14 protein-coding genes are annotated in these 15788 nt (G+C 55.9%); 11 read left to right on the top strand and 3 right to left on the bottom strand.

The features are described from left to right. Both Mag101_RS13250 and Mag101_RS13245 read right to left on the bottom strand, forming a co-directional pair. Positions 1 to 813 (bottom strand): SDR family NAD(P)-dependent oxidoreductase, encoded by an 813-nt coding sequence (locus Mag101_RS13250; protein ID WP_077405909.1) that lies wholly within the window; start codon positions 811 to 813, stop codon positions 1 to 3. Positions 814 to 822: 9 nt separating this feature from the next. Continuing rightward, positions 823 to 2232, bottom strand: coding sequence for a flavin-containing monooxygenase (locus Mag101_RS13245; RefSeq protein WP_077405907.1), 1410 nt, complete (start codon positions 2230 to 2232; stop codon positions 823 to 825). 157 nt (positions 2233 to 2389) lie between these two features. Here Mag101_RS13245 and Mag101_RS13240 point away from each other — a divergent pair, with 157 nt between their 5' ends. After that, positions 2390 to 3049: a TetR/AcrR family transcriptional regulator gene (locus Mag101_RS13240; RefSeq protein WP_077405904.1), complete on the top strand. Its 660-nt coding sequence runs from the start codon at positions 2390 to 2392 to the stop codon at positions 3047 to 3049. A 95-nt stretch (positions 3050 to 3144) separates the two neighbouring features. On the opposite strand, the gene Mag101_RS13235 is transcribed toward Mag101_RS13240, so the two are convergent. Then, positions 3145 to 3822 carry a phosphoadenosine phosphosulfate reductase family protein gene (locus Mag101_RS13235; protein WP_198039990.1) on the bottom strand — a complete coding sequence of 226 codons (678 nt, stop codon included), beginning with the start codon at positions 3820 to 3822 and terminating at the stop codon, positions 3145 to 3147. A gap of 619 nt (positions 3823 to 4441) precedes the next feature. Here Mag101_RS13235 and mraZ point away from each other — a divergent pair. From mraZ to murG, 10 genes are all read left to right on the top strand, one after another. Then, entirely contained in the window at positions 4442 to 4885 is a 444-nt protein-coding gene (mraZ, locus tag Mag101_RS13230) for a division/cell wall cluster transcriptional repressor MraZ (protein WP_010132529.1), read from the top strand. Between the two features lie 29 nt (positions 4886 to 4914). Beyond that, positions 4915 to 5853, top strand: coding sequence for a 16S rRNA (cytosine(1402)-N(4))-methyltransferase RsmH (gene rsmH, locus Mag101_RS13225; protein ID WP_077405901.1), 939 nt, complete (start codon positions 4915 to 4917; stop codon positions 5851 to 5853). Further along, positions 5854 to 6126, top strand: a complete 273-nt coding sequence (ftsL, locus tag Mag101_RS13220) for a cell division protein FtsL (RefSeq protein WP_077405898.1) — start codon at positions 5854 to 5856, stop codon at positions 6124 to 6126. Between the two features lie 89 nt (positions 6127 to 6215). Then, positions 6216 to 7985: a peptidoglycan D,D-transpeptidase FtsI family protein gene (locus Mag101_RS13215; protein WP_077405895.1), complete on the top strand. Its 1770-nt coding sequence runs from the start codon at positions 6216 to 6218 to the stop codon at positions 7983 to 7985. Then, the gene (locus Mag101_RS13210; protein ID WP_077405892.1) at positions 7982 to 9517 is read left to right on the top strand and encodes a UDP-N-acetylmuramoyl-L-alanyl-D-glutamate--2,6-diaminopimelate ligase; all 1536 of its coding nucleotides are present in this window, start codon (positions 7982 to 7984) and stop codon (positions 9515 to 9517) included. The genes Mag101_RS13215 and Mag101_RS13210 overlap by 4 nt, the downstream gene beginning before the upstream one ends. After that, complete coding sequence (locus Mag101_RS13205) at positions 9514 to 10884, top strand: UDP-N-acetylmuramoyl-tripeptide--D-alanyl-D-alanine ligase (RefSeq protein ID WP_077405889.1); 1371 nt, start codon at positions 9514 to 9516, stop codon at positions 10882 to 10884. Before Mag101_RS13210 ends, Mag101_RS13205 begins: the two co-directional genes overlap by 4 nt. Before the next feature lie 12 nt (positions 10885 to 10896). Beyond that, entirely contained in the window at positions 10897 to 11982 is a 1086-nt protein-coding gene (gene mraY, locus Mag101_RS13200; RefSeq protein WP_077405886.1) for a phospho-N-acetylmuramoyl-pentapeptide-transferase, read from the top strand. Between the two features lie 46 nt (positions 11983 to 12028). Further along, a complete protein-coding gene (gene murD / locus Mag101_RS13195) occupies positions 12029 to 13429 on the top strand; it encodes a UDP-N-acetylmuramoyl-L-alanine--D-glutamate ligase (RefSeq protein WP_077405883.1) in 1401 nt (466 codons plus the stop codon). Next, on the top strand, positions 13426 to 14652 hold the full coding sequence (gene ftsW, locus Mag101_RS13190) for a putative lipid II flippase FtsW (protein WP_077405881.1): 1227 nt from the start codon (positions 13426 to 13428) through the stop codon (positions 14650 to 14652). Before murD ends, ftsW begins: the two co-directional genes overlap by 4 nt. Next, positions 14652 to 15749 carry an undecaprenyldiphospho-muramoylpentapeptide beta-N-acetylglucosaminyltransferase gene (gene murG, locus Mag101_RS13185; RefSeq protein WP_077405878.1) on the top strand — a complete coding sequence of 366 codons (1098 nt, stop codon included), beginning with the start codon at positions 14652 to 14654 and terminating at the stop codon, positions 15747 to 15749. Before ftsW ends, murG begins: the two co-directional genes overlap by 1 nt. Positions 15750 to 15788: the final 39 nt, after the last annotated feature.

The raw sequence follows: 15788 nt of genomic DNA, 5'->3' as shown, positions 1-15788 counted from the left end.
TCAGTGCTCCCCTTGTAATTCCAGCTGGCGACGATAGCGTTGCATGCCGCGCTGGCCCAGGCGGGCGAAGAAGGGGTAAATGCGAACCAGCAATCCGGGCACGCAGCCGATCAATTTTCCCATCCAACTATCGGAGCGGGAGCTGTAGTATTCCAATTTGCGGGTGCGCAGTGCTTTCAATATCAGGTCGGCAATGTAATCCGCACTCTTGGGTGTGCTGACAAAATTGAGTGGGCTGCCGCCGTTGCGCGCTTCCCAGCGCAACATGGGAGTGTCCACAGCGCTCGGGTAGATACCGGACACATACACTCCGCTACCTTGTAGCTCGGCATGCAGGGCATTGGTAAAACCGCGCAGGCCGAATTTGGTGGCTGAATAGGTTGCCGATCCGGGCAGCGGCACCAGTGCCGCGGCGGAAATGGTGTTAATAATGTGTCCGCGTTTTTGTGTCAGCATTTTTTTGGCCAGCGCGCGGTTGATCTGGATGGCGCTGCGCAGGTTTACCTCCAATTGCAGGTCGAGATCTGCGGGATCGCTGTCTGCCACATGTAAGGTGGATGCAATACCGGCATTGACGAGGCCTACGGCAAGCTCTCCGGGGTCGCTTTCTAATTCGCTTAACAAATTCGAGAGTTGAGCGCGGTCTGCTAGGTCCACGATGAACGCTCGGCAGTGCGGCAGCTGCCGGCAAAGTTCTTCCAGTGCGCTACCCTCGCGATCCACCAACCACAAGCTATACCCCAGGGCACTGAATTTTTTTGCCGCAGCACGCCCGATACCGCCGGCAGCGCCGGTAATTAATATCTGTTGCATGGGCGCCTCCTAGTTGGCGGTTTGGATTTGTGCTGAAGCGGGGTGACCTGCATAAAAGTCTTCGCTCAGGTCGGGCCAGCCCATGGCGCGGCGCATTTTGCGCATTGCTTTGCCGTAGGCCTGCTGGTTTGCGTATCCACTGTGACGATTAGACTCGACATAGCGGACGCCACCGCTGAGATCTGGTTCCGGCCCCTGAATGAACTGCGCGAGCCTTTCTGCCGCATCGCCACCTTTGCGCTGTGTATTAATCGTGTTGGCGATCAGGTACGCCATATCGTCAAACATTTTGTAAGCGCCGCCGTTCGTCTCCACGTAGCCATTGATGAAAATACTTGGGTCATTGCGGTTAAAGATTTTCAAAAACGTTTGTGGACGCTCGTGTTTCCAGGCAAATGTATCTGTGGGCAAATAAGGTAGCTGCCAGTGATAACCCGTCGCCAGAATGATGGTATCCACCTCGATGCTGCTGCCGTCTTTGAAGAACACCTGCTTGCCCCGCAAGTAATCAATCGCGCCTTTCGCGGCAATGTCCCCATGCTGCAGATAGTGCAGTAATTGGCTGTTAAGAATCGGATGGCTGGACAGTACCGCGTGATCTGGTTTCGGCAGGCCGAGACGGCGAAGGTCGCCATTTAACAGGCGTAGAAGTGGTCCAAATGTCTTTTGTTGTAACCAGGCCGGTAACCAATTGGAGCGAGCTCCAAACACATCAGCCGGCATGCCGAAAATATGTTTGGGTACGAAGTGGTAACCGCGGCGCAGGCTGATATAGGCCGATTCCGCGTTCGCAGTGGCGTCGCAGGCAATATCCACCCCGGAGTTACCCGCACCTACAACGAGAACCTTGCGGCCCCTCAGCATGGAGGCATCGCGGTAGTTCACCGAATGCAGTACCTCACCTTTAAATTCGTCTTCTCCGACAAGCGTTGGCCGGTTGGGTAGCCAGTTGGTTCCGCTGGCGCAAACCAGCCAGCGGAAATTGTGCTCCTGGCTGGTGTCATTCTCGCTGCGCGTGCGCAGGTGCCAGCCATTTGCGGTGCGCTCCACATTATCCACAAAGGTGTTGAAGCGAATATCGGCCCGCAAATCGTAGGTTTCGGCAAATGTGCGGATGTACGTCAGCAACTGCCGGTTGGAGGGGTAATCCGGGTAGCTCTCCGGCATGGGAAAGCCGTAATGACCGGACATGGTCTTCGACGAAATAAAGTGAGCAGATTCGTACATGGGACTGCCGGGGTTCTCGATATCCCAGATACCGCCCACGTCGGAGTGTTTTTCGAAGACTGTGAACGGGACATCCATGGCGCGCAGCGCGCGCGCGGTGGCAAGTCCCGCGGGACCTGCGCCGATGATCGCTACCTTGTGGGCAGGTGCGTCGTTGGCGGACTCGTCGGCTTGCATTTGCTGATCAGCCATTGTTATTCCTTGTTGTCGCGTGTGGCCTTCTCTAAAATCTTAAATAGTTTCAGGTTTCTTTAAAGGTAATGGCTTCCCTGCAGACCTGTCAATAAATCTGAATAAATTTAAGGTTTTTATCCGGTATGATACGCCGTGTCGAGCAGTGAGAGCCCAAATGTCAAAGCGTGTCGAAAAGTCCGGTCCGGAGGGGCAGCTAGTTAGCCGTAACGAGGTGCGTGCACCCCGCCAGAGCCGCAGCCGTGCTCGGGTCGACGCCATTTTGCAGGCGTGCAAGGAGTTGATTGTCGAGCGGGGGAGTGCCGGGCTGAAGGTTCAGGATATTGCGGCGCGCGCTGGGGTCACAGCGGGCTCCATGTATCAATATTTCCCCAATAAAACGGCGATTATCGAGGCGCTGGCGCGCCGGTATATGGAGGAGTTTCGCGGGACACTTGGCAGTACCGTCGCCGAGCCAGTACGTGATCTCGACGATTGTGTGGCCAGGTTGCACCAGCTGCTCGACCAGTTTTTTGCCTTCTATGAATGCGAGCCGGTATTTCGCGACCTTCTAGTGAGTGCCGCCGCGGATAAGTCGTTGCAGGATCTGGATATCGAGGATAGTCGCTTTAACGCCGAGCAGGTATTTGCCTTCTGCCGCGACTTGTTTCCCGAGAAAAACTGGCCGGCACTGCACGAGTTTTTATTTGTGTGTATGCATCTGGCCAGTTCAGCTGTGCAATTGGCGTTGAGCCTGCCAGCGGAGCGCGTTTCTATTATCGACAATGTAAAACTGCTGATTTCCCGTGGCGCTTTGGAGAGGTTTATGTCTTCCTGAGTACTAGGGATTTGAGTATTAGGGGTTAATGAATCTTGTTTTAGAAGGAGGGTGGGGAACCCTCCTCCCGCTAGGTACTTACTTCTGCTAACTGCTTACTTCTGCAGTAACAGTCCGCACTCCCGGTGCTCTTCGCCCTTGGTGGGATCAAAGTACACATCATTATCAGGCAGGTCGTTCTCGTACACGTACTCTTCCACATCAATTTCCTTGAGGTGGAACATGGGGGCTACGCGAATGGTGCCATGGTTGCCCTTGGTAAACACATCCAGACCCTTGCGGTGCGCATTTTGATCGTGGCGGATGCCGTTCAGCCACACATCCGGCTTGAGTTCTTCCATAGCGCGGTTGAACGGTTCGAGTTTTACAGTGCGCGAGAAGAAGTCGTGCTCCGGGGTGTCCAGTGGCGGAATACCCCCATGCACCGCGTTGTAATGTGCCGCGGACATTTTTGGTGAATAGGTGTACAGGTTCAGGTTGAGTAGCTTGATGACCTTTTCGATGTGGCGATAGGTTTCCGGCGTGTTGTAGCCGTGATCCACCCAGATAACAGGGATGTCCGGCTTGGCACGGGTGACCAGGTGCAGAAATGCTATTGCCAGGGGGCGAAAGTTGGTGAACACCACCGGGTTTTGCGCCTCGGCGATAGTGAACTCCATGATTTCACTGGGCTTGCTGCCTTTGAAGCGCTGGTTGAGTGCGTCCAGATCGGCACCGTGATGGAAGGTGCGGGCGGCGGCGCTTTGCGTGCTCAGTCCTGCTGAAAGGCCCATGCTGAAGAATTCCTGCTGAAAATTGGATATGGCAAAGCTACAGCGACTCAACCGGTATTAAAAATAATAAAAGCTGATTTTTATATGCCTCTAGGTTCTATTTGTCTGGTTGGGTCTGATGGGCGGTCTCGACCTGTGGGTCTCTGGCCGTGTGAATGATCCCAATGCGTGACGGAAAAATCATTGCTCGGCGCGAAAATCCTCTAGAAGCTATTCCCGTTGCTTTGATCACTGTAAGTGCCTGCTCACATCTGCGATTTTTTATGTCTGTCATGGCGCTTTGGCGCGAAGTTAAAGTGGTTTGTTAGGTTGGCAGAGTAAGTGCTTGCTTTGCAGTTCTTTTGTGCCCCCTTGCATGTGCCGAAAATGTGACCACTTCGCCTGTAGCCCGCGAAATTACTGGGCCCTTTCTACTTTTCTCCCCTCGATTTCCTTGACTTTGCTCCGCTCAGATTTATAGTGTCGTAGGTGGAGAAAAGTGGAAAATTGTGGGTGATTGTGGGGTCTTGGTGGTTGTGAGTGGTTGTTTACCCACATTCGCTAGTCACACAGGGCGGTTTATCTACTTTTTGATTAAAAATTGTGCATTTAAAGTGAAAAACTGAGTAGCGGCAGATTCATGTATCTGGGTAGCCACGCAATCAATATGGATGCCAAGGGGCGTCTGGCGATTCCGGCGCGAGTAAGAGACTCGCTGCTGGAAGATTGTGATGGTCGTCTGGTTGTGACGGCGCATACGGAAGAGCGCTGCTTACTCGTCTATCCTGATGCACAGTGGCGCGAAATTCTTCCAAAGATTGAGGCGCTGTCCAGTTTCAATAAAGTGGCGCGTCGCGCCCAGCGGCTGTTGATCGGCTATGCCTGCGAGCTGCAGGTTGACGCCAATGGCCGGGTACTGATTCCTCCCACCCTGCGCGAGTACGCCGGGCTTGAGAAAAAGCTGATGCTGGTGGGGCAGGGCAAGAAATTGGAGTTGTGGAGCGAAGACCGCTGGATGCATTGGCTCGACGACAGCGAAGGGGATGGTGAGATGCCCGAAGAGATGGCTTCACTCTCCCTGTAAACGAATTTAACCAAACGCAGGAGAAAGGGGTGTCCCAGGATCTGCATCGCAGTGTGTTGTTACGCGAGGCTGTGGACGCCCTGGTGGTGGACCCCGACGGCTTTTATATAGACGGCACTTTCGGCCGTGGTGGTCACAGTGCACTGGTGCTGGAGCAGCTCGGAGAGGCCGGTAGCCTGCTGGCGGTGGATAAGGATCCACAAGCCATCGCGTTCGCGGGCGAACGTTTTGCTGGTGAACCGCGGTTTGCGATCTGGCATGGCTCTTTTGCCGATATGGATGAGGCGGCCGCAGGAAAGGTGGGGCAGGTCTCCGGCATCTTGCTGGACCTGGGGGTCTCCTCACCACAGCTGGACCAGGCCGAACGCGGATTCAGCTTTATGCAGGATGGGCCGCTGGATATGCGTATGGATACCAGTCGCGGTGTGAGTGCCGCCGACTGGGTCAATACGGAATCCGAGTCTGAAATGGCGCGGGTGTTTAAAGAGTACGGAGAAGAGCGTTTTGCGCGCCGTATGTCGGCGGCCATTGCCAAGCGTCGGGTTGAAAAGCCATTTGAGCGCACGCTTGATCTGGCTGAGGTGGTGAAGGCGGCAAACCCCGCCTGGGAAAAGGGTAAGCACCCAGCCACGCGCGTATTCCAGGCAATACGGATATATATAAATGGTGAGTTGGATGACCTCTATCAGGCGCTGGACAAGTCGCTGCAGCTGTTAAAGCCCGGTGGGCGTCTGGTCATTATTAGCTTCCACTCACTGGAAGATCGCATCGTGAAGCGTTTTATTCGCGAGCAAGAAAAAGGGCCGCAGTTACCACGCGGGTTGCCGGTAATGGAAAGTCAGATCAACAAGACCCTGCGCTCTGTAGGCAAGGCGGTCAAGGCGGAAGCCCAAGAGGTCGGTGAGAACGTTCGCTCAAGAAGTGCGGTGATGCGGGTAGCTGAGCGGTTGCCGGATCGGGCGCAATAAATGGCAACAAAGAAGCTGTGGTTGTTTGTGTTGTGGGGGCTGGTAATGGCATCTGCCCTGGGGGTGGTGCACACCACGCACCAGAGTCGGGTATTGACCGCTCAGCTGGAGCAGGCGCAGCGCTATCGGGATGAGCTGCGCTATGAGCAGGAGCGTTTACTGCTGGAGCGCGGTGCCTGGTCTGCTTACAGCCGAATTGAGCAGGTCGCAAAAGAAAAGCTTGAAATGCACGCGCCGGGTCCCTCCGAGCGGGTGTTGGTGTCTAAGAATTAGATCGTCGGGAATGTGTTTTGGGGTAGCGCGGAAATCGCAGAGCCAAAGCAGCAGAAAAGAAAAATAGGGTCAGGGGAAAGGTCTCCATTATGGGTGCCGTGAAAAAGCAGCAACAACAGCCGGGTATTGCCCGCTGGCGCTTCGCGCTAGTGGCCGGTTTGCTGTGCCTGCTTGCCGCTGCCCTGGTGGTTCACTTGGCCGGACTGCAAGTGTTGCCTCAGCAGGATAAGGGATACCGCTTCCTGCAGGACCAGGGGCGCGCACGTACCATTCGCACCGAAGAAATAGCCGCCTATCGAGGCAGTATTCTGGACCGTAATGGCGAGTTGCTGGCGGTGAGTACGCCGGTGCACACCATCTGGGCAAACCCTCAGCTATTAAAAGAAACCAGCGCGGATCAGTTACGTCTACTTGCATCGGCACTTGGTACGCCACCGGCCCGCCTCGCAGAGCGCCTGAACAAGTATCGCAATAAAGGGTTTATGTACCTGCGCCGCCACATGACCCCCGAGGGCGCGCAAAAGGTGCTGTCTCTGGATCTGGCCGGGGTGTACAGCAAGAAAGAGTATCGGCGCTTTTATCCGGCGGGTGAAGTCACTGCCCAACTGCTGGGCTTTACTAATATCGACGATTTAGGCCAGGAAGGGCTTGAGCTGGCCTATGAGCAGTCCCTGGCGGGTGAGCCAGGCAAGCGCCAGGTGATGAAGGACCTCAAGGGGCGCGTAGTGCGCGATCTGGCAGTCCAGCAAGAGGCGCGCCCGGGCCGCGATCTGCAGCTCACCATTGATATGCGCCTGCAATACCTCGCGTATCGCGAATTGAAAAAAGCAGTTGCGGAAAACGGTGCCGCGTCCGGTTACATGGTGATCCTCGATACCCAATCCGGCGACGTGCTGGCGATGGCAAATCAGCCGTCTTTTAACCCCAACAACCGCGCCGGGGTGAAAGCTGCCGCAATGCGTAACCGCGCGCTGATCGATCAGTTCGAACCTGGCTCGACGATCAAGCCTCTGACCGCACTGGCGGCATTGGAGACCGGTCGCTGGCAGCCAAATACCCGCATCAATACGAGCCCGGGATACATCCGTTTGCCCGGGAAGACGTTGCTCGACCCGGTGAACTACGGCGAGATTGACTTGACCAAGGTGATCACCAAGTCGAGTCAGGTGGGTATCACCAAGGTAGCGATGGATTTGGAGCCTGAAAACTTGCGGGGGCTTTTTTACCGCTTGGGGCTGGGCGAAGCAGTTGGCAGTGGGTTCCCCGGAGAGGCCCCGGGAATACTGCCAACCAGGGATCGATGGCATCCCATTGAGCTAGCGAACTTTGCGTTCGGCTACGGTTTAACAGTGAATGCGGTGCAATTGGCTCAGGCCTACAGTGTCGTCGCAAACGCCGGGCTAAAACGCCCGGTTTCGCTGATTTTGGAGCAGGGAAAAACGGCTGCCAAAAATACTCCAGCAGAAAGCGTTGTCGATGCTGAGCTCGCGGGCCAAGTTGCCGCAATGCTCGAGACCGTGATTGGCCCTGAAGGCACGGGCAAACACGCGTCTGTGGATGGTTATCGTGTCGCGGGCAAGACCGGCACCGTGCACAAGGTGGGGCGCGAAGGTTATGTCGATAATCGCTACCGCTCTGTGTTTGCCGGCTTCGTGCCTGTGGATAATCCGCGCCTCGCTGCGGTGGTAGTGATCGATGATCCCACCAATACCAAGTATTACGGCGGTGAGGTGGCAGCGCCTGTTTTTGGCAAAGTGATGACTGGTGCCATGCGTTTGCTGCAGGTGCCGCCTGAACATATTCCGCCCGCTGATAAGCAGCTGGCGAAGCAGCTGGACGAAAGAGGTACAACATCGTGACCCAGCGCAACCCAACGAATACAGATAACGCGCGCCATGTATCGCTGGCGACGCTGGTGCCCGGATATGCCGGTATTCCAGATATTTCGGTGAGCGGCGTCGCCCTGGATAGCCGACAAGTGAAGTCCGGTGACGTGTTTATGGCCCTTCGCGGCACCGTAGTGGATGGTCGCGAATATATAGATAGCGCGATCGCGAATGGCGCTGCCGCGGTGCTCGCTGATGACGAGACGCTAGATAGCGCTGAACGGGATGGTGTGCAGGTCATTACCGTGCCGGGCCTGGCTGCGCGCGTGGGTGAAATCGCCGCGCGCTTTTACGGTAATCCAAGCGCAGAAATGTATCTGGTGGGTATTACCGGAACGAACGGTAAATCCACTTGTGCGTATTTGACTGCACAATTACTCGCCGCCCACTTTGGCAGTGCCGCGGTTATGGGCACGATCGGTAACGGTGTGTGGAAGGATGGTGAAGTTCATCTGGAAGATACGGGCCTGACCACTCCCGATCCGGTGCGACTGCAAAAAGATTATGCGGACTTTTATGCACAGGGTGCGCGCGCCGGTGCTATGGAAGTTTCTTCCCACTCTCTGGCGCAGGGGCGGGTGCATGGATTGGAATTCGATACAGCGGTATTTACCAATCTGACCCGTGATCACCTGGATTATCACGGCAATATGGCGGCCTACGGTGCTGCCAAAGAAAAGTTGTTTGGGCTGCCCAAGCTGAAGCGCGGGGTGATCAATATTGATGACCCATTTGGTGCGCAAATGGTTGAGCGCTGCAAATTGCGTGGTTTGAGAGTAACTACCTACGGCTTACAGTCCGGAGACCTGCAAATTCGTGACTTGAAGCGTCTGGATAGCGGCTTCTCAGTACGCGTTATTACGCCTTGGGGTGAAGGAGAGTTGAAGGCGCCGCTCATTGGGGACTTCAATATTCACAATGCGCTCGCCGTTGTCGCAGCAGCGGGTTCAGCAGGTATGCCCCTGGCTGACATTCTCGCGGCCTTTGAAACTATTCGCTCGGTGCCTGGTCGCATGGAGCGTGTCGTCACAGGTGAAAACGAAGACATTAGTGTCTTGGTGGACTATGCCCATACGCCGGACGCACTGCGTGCAGCGCTGGAAGCTGCGCGGCCCTATTGTCGTGGCAAATTGTGGTGTGTGTTTGGTTGCGGTGGTGATCGTGACACCGGCAAGCGTGCGCCGATGGGCCGCATCGCGGTTGAGCTGTCGGATTGTCCTGTGGTGACGAGTGACAACCCGCGTGGCGAGGACCCGCAAAAAATTATCGACGATATTTTGCAGGGCGTGGACGACCAGAAATGTGTAGTGAAAGCAGATCGCGCTGAAGCGATTGCTTTTGCAGTCGCCAATGCTGGCCCTGGCGACACCGTATTGATTGCGGGCAAAGGGCACGAAGACTATCAGCTGGTCGGCGACGAAAAATTGCATTTCTGTGATCGCGAACAGGCGGCCAGTGCGCTGCTTGAGAGAGCTGCCGGGCAGACCGCAGGGAGTGAATCATGATTGCACCGCTGACCCTCGAGCAGTTGCAGCAACGATTTGGTGGCGAGCTGGTTAATGGCTCGGTGCAATTTGACGCGGTGTGTACCGATACCCGCAAGCTCGACGCCGGTGCCCTGTTTGTCGCCCTGCGAGGGGAGACCTTTGACGCCCACGACTTTCTGGCCAATGTGGACGGCAAGGTACTCGGAATCGTGTCCGAGAAACGACTGGAGAAGTCTTCGCTGCCGCAGTGGCTGGTAAACGATACGAACGTTGCCCTGGGGCAGATTGCTCGCCTGTGTCGTGAGCAGTTTAGTGGGCCGGTTATCGGTATCACTGGTTCTTGCGGCAAAACCACGGTGAAAGAAATGCTCGCGGGTATTTTCGGACAGCGTCATAACGTGTGTGTGACTCAGGGAAACCTGAATAATCATTTTGGCGTGCCGATGACCCTGTTTTCCCTGGCGCCTGAAAATGACGTATTGATTGTGGAGATGGGTGCGAGCGGGCCGAATGAAATCGGCTATTTGTGCAGCATTGCCAACCCAAATATCACCGCAGTAAACAACGTCATGCCTGCGCATGTGGAAGGCTTTGGCTCGGTGGATGGTATTGCAACTGCCAAGGGGCAGATCTACACCAGCCTTGAGCCCGGTAGCGCGGCAGTGATTAACGCAGATGACAATTATGCGGATTACTGGCGTGGCGAAATGCCTGAAGATGTGCGCACCCTGGATGTGGGGTTTGGCCACCAGTGGGCGGTGCACCCAGACAATATCGAATTGGATTCTCGCGGTTGCCCGAAGTTTGATCTCGTTGTAGAGGGTGTTTCCCATCCGGTACAGCTGCAGGTGCTGGGGGAACACAACGTACATAACGCACTGGTTGCTTCTGGCATTGCGCATGCTGCGGGACTTCCAGTCGCTGAAATCGCAACGGGACTCGGTGTTTCCAGTGGTGTGGCGGGGCGTATGCAGTCTCTCCCTGGGAGTAATGGCGCCACTGTTATTGATGATAGCTACAACGCCAACCCGGGGTCGGTGAGTGCCGCAATTGAAATGCTCGCCCAGCGCGATGGCCAAAAGATCTTGGTGTTGGGCGATATGGCTGAGCTGGGGCCTGAGGCGGATAGCGCCCATCGTGATATGGGATTGCTCGCTCGCGAGCGTGGGATCGATCAGCTGTTCACTCTGGGAAGTTTGAGTGGGGCGGCCAGCGTGGCGTTTGCCGCGGGCCATCAACATGAACAACGTAATTTCTCCGAACGCGAATCCCTGATTAAGGTGCTCGCGCCGGAGCTTGATGAAAACACCACTGTGCTGGTGAAAGGTTCCCGCAGTGCGCGCATGGAACTGATCGTGCAAGCGCTGACTGACGGAAATCAATAAAAGGTTAACACCATGCTGCTATGGCTGGCTGAATATTTACAACAGTACGTTAAGGGTTTTACGGTCTTTAACTACCTTACTGTGCGCGCCATTCTCGGTGCGCTGACAGCACTGGGGATTTCGCTGTTGGTAGGCCCGCGGATGATTTCCTGGCTGGACCGTTTACAGGTCGGGCAGGCGGTGCGCGATGATGGCCCCCAGTCTCACCTGAGTAAATCGGGCACCCCGACCATGGGCGGCACTTTGATCCTTGCAGCAATTTTTTCTGGTGCCTTGCTGTGGTCCGATCTGAGTAACCGCCTGGTATGGGTGACTCTGCTGGTGACCTTTGTGTTTGGCGCCGTTGGATTTGTGGACGACTACAAGAAAGTCGTTGAGAAAAATTCACGTGGTCTGATCGCGCGCTGGAAGTACCTCTGGCAATCGGTGGCGGGTCTGGGTGCTGCCATTTACTTGTATATGAGTGCGACGACACCTGCGGAAACGCAATTGTTTGTGCCGTTCTTCAAAGACGTCGCGATTAACCTGGGTCCGGTGATGTTTATCCTGCTCACCTATTTCGTAGTGGTAGGTTCCAGTAATGCGGTCAATCTTACCGATGGACTTGATGGCCTGGCGATTATGCCATCGGTCATGGTGGGTGGTGCACTGGGTCTGATTGCTTACCTGGTCGGCCATGTGGAATTTGCCAATTATCTGCATATTCCCTATATCGCTGGCGCTGGTGAACTAGCTGTGTTTTGTGCCGCGCTGGGTGGCGCAGGGTTAGGCTTTTTGTGGTTTAACACCTATCCCGCACAAGTATTTATGGGCGATGTGGGTGCGTTGGCGCTGGGTGCTGCGCTCGGCATCATCGCGGTCATTACCCGTCACGAGATTGTGCTGTTCATCATGGGTGGCGTGTTTGTGATGGAAACAGTATCGGTCATCCTGCAGGTCGCATCGTTCAAGCTGACCGGTAAGCGAATTTTCCGTATGGCCCCGCTGCACCATCATTTCGAATTGAAAGGTTGGCCGGAGCCCCGAGTGATTGTACGTTTTTGGATTATTACGGTGGTCTTGGTGTTGGCCGGTCTGGCCACGCTCAAGCTGCGCTGATCAGGGACTAGGGATAACTAGGGACAAATAGAAACATAAATTGACAATGAATCTTATCGCAACGTCAGAGAAAAAAGTGGTGATCGGATTGGGTGCTACCGGGCAATCGGTGGTGCGTTTTCTGCTGCGCCAGGGAATTTCTCCTGTTGTTGTTGATAGCCGTGAGGCGCCGCCGGCGCTGGAACAGTTTTGCGCCGAGTATCCGGATGTGGCCGTCGAATGCGGTCCGCTGAATCCGGACACCTTGCTCGCCGCCAGTGAAATTATTGTCAGCCCCGGTGTGGGCGTCGCAGAACCCGCGATTGCTGCTGCCATGGCCGAAGGTGTCCCGGTTGTCGGCGATATAGAGTTGTTCGCGCGCGAACTAAATCGTCTTGAAGTGCGCCCCAAAATTATTGCGATTACCGGCTCCAACGGTAAAAGCACTGTTACCACCCTTATGGGGGAAATGGTCTCTGCAGCCGGATTCAATGTCGAAGTGGGTGGCAATATCGGTGTGCCGGTCCTCGACCTGCTGGCGCAGTGCGCATCGAAGATGCCGGACGTGTTTGTGTTGGAGTTGTCCAGTTTCCAGCTGGAGACCACCTACTCTCTGGCTCCGGATGTGGCGACCATCCTGAATATGAGCGCGGATCATATGGATCGCTATCCGAGTATGGCCGCGTACCACCAGGCGAAGCAGCGCGTATACCGCCATGCCCAGCAGTTGGTGATCAACCGCGCGGACCCGCTGACCCGCGGCCCGCTGGGTAAGGATCGGGTGGAGTGGAGCTTTGGACTCGACCGTCCGGACCTGCGTCAGTTTGGAGTTATTCGCGACGGCGCAGGCCAGTGGCTTGCGCAGGGCGCCGAAAAATTATTGCGTACCGACGAAATGGCAATGGTGGGCAGCCACAACATTGCGAATGCACTGGCCGCGCTGGCGCTGGGAAATGTGGTAGGTATGGAAATGCCTGCAATGTTGCAGGTGCTTCGCCACTTTACCGGCCTGACCCATCGCTGCGAGCGGGTCGGTGATATGCATGGTGTTGTATTCGTCAACGACTCCAAAGGCACCAATGTTGGCGCTACCCGTGCCGCGCTGGACGGACTCGCGGATGGCGAACACAAAATTGTGTTGATTGCTGGTGGCGACGGTAAGGGAGCGGATTTCTCGCCCCTGGGCCAAGCGCTAAGTGCGCTGCGCGGCTTGGTTACTATCGGTGTGGATGGCCCGAAAATCGCCAGCGTGTTCACCGATGGCGTACAGCAGGTAGCAGCGACTGATATGGCTGATGCGGTGACGAAAGCACGGGCGATGGCGCAATCGGGCGATTTCGTGCTGCTGTCTCCAGCCTGTGCCAGTTTTGATATGTATCGCAACTTCGAAGTGCGCGGCGAAGCTTTTCGTCAGGCAGTGGAAGAACTTGTGTCTGGTGGCGATGCGGACAGGGAGGCGCGGCAATGAGCAAGTTGCCTCTGAACGCGGCGAACCAGCAAATAGACCCATATGCCTGGGTGCTGCCTTTTTGCGTAGCAGCGTTGGCGAGTATTGGTGTGGTGATGGTCGCCTCGGCATCGGTCGCATTTGCGGCGGACCTATATAACGACCAGTGGTATTTCCTCAAGCGCCATTTGGTGTTTTTGGCCGCCGGTGTTGTGGGTGCGTTGATCTTGAGCCGGATCTCGCTCAATACCTGGTCGAACCTGTCCTGGACGCTGTTGATTTTTGCGGTGGCTATGCTGGTAGCGGTGCTTATTCCCGGAGTGGGGCGCGCGGTGAACGGCAGTATGCGCTGGATTGCCCTGGGGCCAATCACGGTGCAGCCCGCGGAAGTTGCCAAGTTCTGCTGTCTGGTGTTTTTTGCGAGTTTCCTGACCCGGCGCCATGAAAAGCTGCGCCACTGGACCAGTTTTATGGTACCGATTTCGGTGCTGGGTATTGTAGCTCTGCTGCTACTACTTGAGCCCGACTTTGGGTCGGTGGTGGTTATCTCGGGTACTGCCCTGGCAATGGTTTTTCTGGCCGGTGCCCGCTTACCACATACCTTTATGCTGGTGGCGGTTGCCGCTTGCGGCCTGGTGATGATGGCGATTTTCAGCCCTTACCGCTTGCAGCGATTGACAACTTTCTGGGACCCCTGGGCAGAACAGTATGCGGCGGGCTACCAGTTGACGCAGTCGCTAATCGCATTTGGTCGAGGTGAATGGTTTGGCGTCGGCCTGGGTAACAGCGTGCAGAAATTGTTTTATCTGCCGGAGGCGCATACGGATTTTGTATTTGCGATTCTGGCGGAGGAATGGGGCTTGGTTGGCGGCCTGCTGGTTATTGGTTTGTATGCAGCTCTGACCTGGTCCCTGTTGCGATTGGTGCGTAAGGCGCTGGCTAAACAGGCGTACTTTACCGCTCTGCTTACCTTCGGTATTGCGGTGCTGCTGGCGGGGCAAGCCTTTGTAAATATGGGGGTAGCCTCAGGTCTGTTGCCAACCAAGGGGCTGACCTTGCCATTTGTAAGTTCCGGTGGTTCCAGCCTGGTGGTGTGTTTTGGCCTGTTTGCCCTGGCGCTGCGCGCGCAGAAAGAATTGAACAGCGAAGAAGGCCAGGATCAGGGGCGTATTGAGAAAATCAGCCAGTTGCCGATTTTCAACCCCCTGCAATTGGGCGATAGAAAATCCGGGGAGGCGGCGTAATGGATACGACAGTTGCGACTAAGCGCTTTGCCGGTAAGAAAATTTTGATGATGGCGGGTGGTACCGGAGGTCATGTGTTCCCGGCGCTGGCGGTGGCCAACGCACTGCGGGAGCAGGGTGCTTCTATCGAGTGGCTCGGCACCATGCGCGGTATTGAATCGCAGTTGATCCCTGCCGCCGATATTCCTTTGCACTTTATTACAGTGGAAGGGGTGCGCGGAAAGGGCAAGGCAGCGCTGTTAAAAGCGCCTTTGCAGATCAGCAAGGCGGTATGGCAGGCGCGTAAAGTGGTTAGTGAAGTGAAGCCCGATGCTGTGCTGGGTTTCGGTGGTTTTGCCACCGGGCCGGGTGGAGTGGCGGCGAAGCTCGCCGGTGTGCCGCTGATCATTCACGAGCAGAATGCCGTAGCCGGGACCACCAACCGCTTATTGGCAAAAATTGCGCGCCGTGTGCTTGAGGCATTTCCCAGTGGTTTGCCCAGGGCTGAAGAAGTCGGCAATCCAGTCAGGGTGGAAATTTCCCAGCTGCCGGCGCCTGCGAAGCGTGTGGGTACGGTGCAGCCACCGCGGCTATTGGTACTTGGTGGCAGTCTTGGCGCGGTTGCTATTAATGAACTGGTGCCCAAGGCGCTGGCCAAAATTGCCGAAAAGCAGCGCCCACAGGTTGTACATCAGGCGGGACAGCGGCATCTGGATGTGGCGAAAGAAGCCTATGAGCGCGCCGGTGTTTCCGCGAATGTGGTGCCGTTTATTGCCGATATGGCAACCGCTTACAGTCAGGCAGACCTGGTGATTTGTCGCTCCGGTGCGTTGACTGTCTCAGAGATCGCCGCTGCCGGATTAGGCGCGATCATGGTGCCGTTTCCGTTTGCGATTGACGACCACCAAACGAAGAACGGTGAATGGCTGCAGCAGGCGGGCGCCGCAAAAGTGATTCAGCAAGATGATCTTGATGCATCACAACTGGCGCAACTGCTGGAAAGCCTGTTCGCCGATCCGAAAAAATTATTGGCTATGGCCGAGGCTGCGCGCCGAGTGGCCAGGCCGGATGCGACCGACCGAGTGTTGGCCGTGTGCAGTGAAGAATTGAGGTGCTGAGATGTCTGACGATTTAACCCAAAGCGCCGAGTCAGGAAA

It is taken from the genome of Microbulbifer agarilyticus (assembly GCF_001999945.1).
Taxonomy (GTDB): domain Bacteria; phylum Pseudomonadota; class Gammaproteobacteria; order Pseudomonadales; family Cellvibrionaceae; genus Microbulbifer; species Microbulbifer agarilyticus_A.
This window is presented reverse-complemented; position numbering and strand designations above follow the sequence as displayed.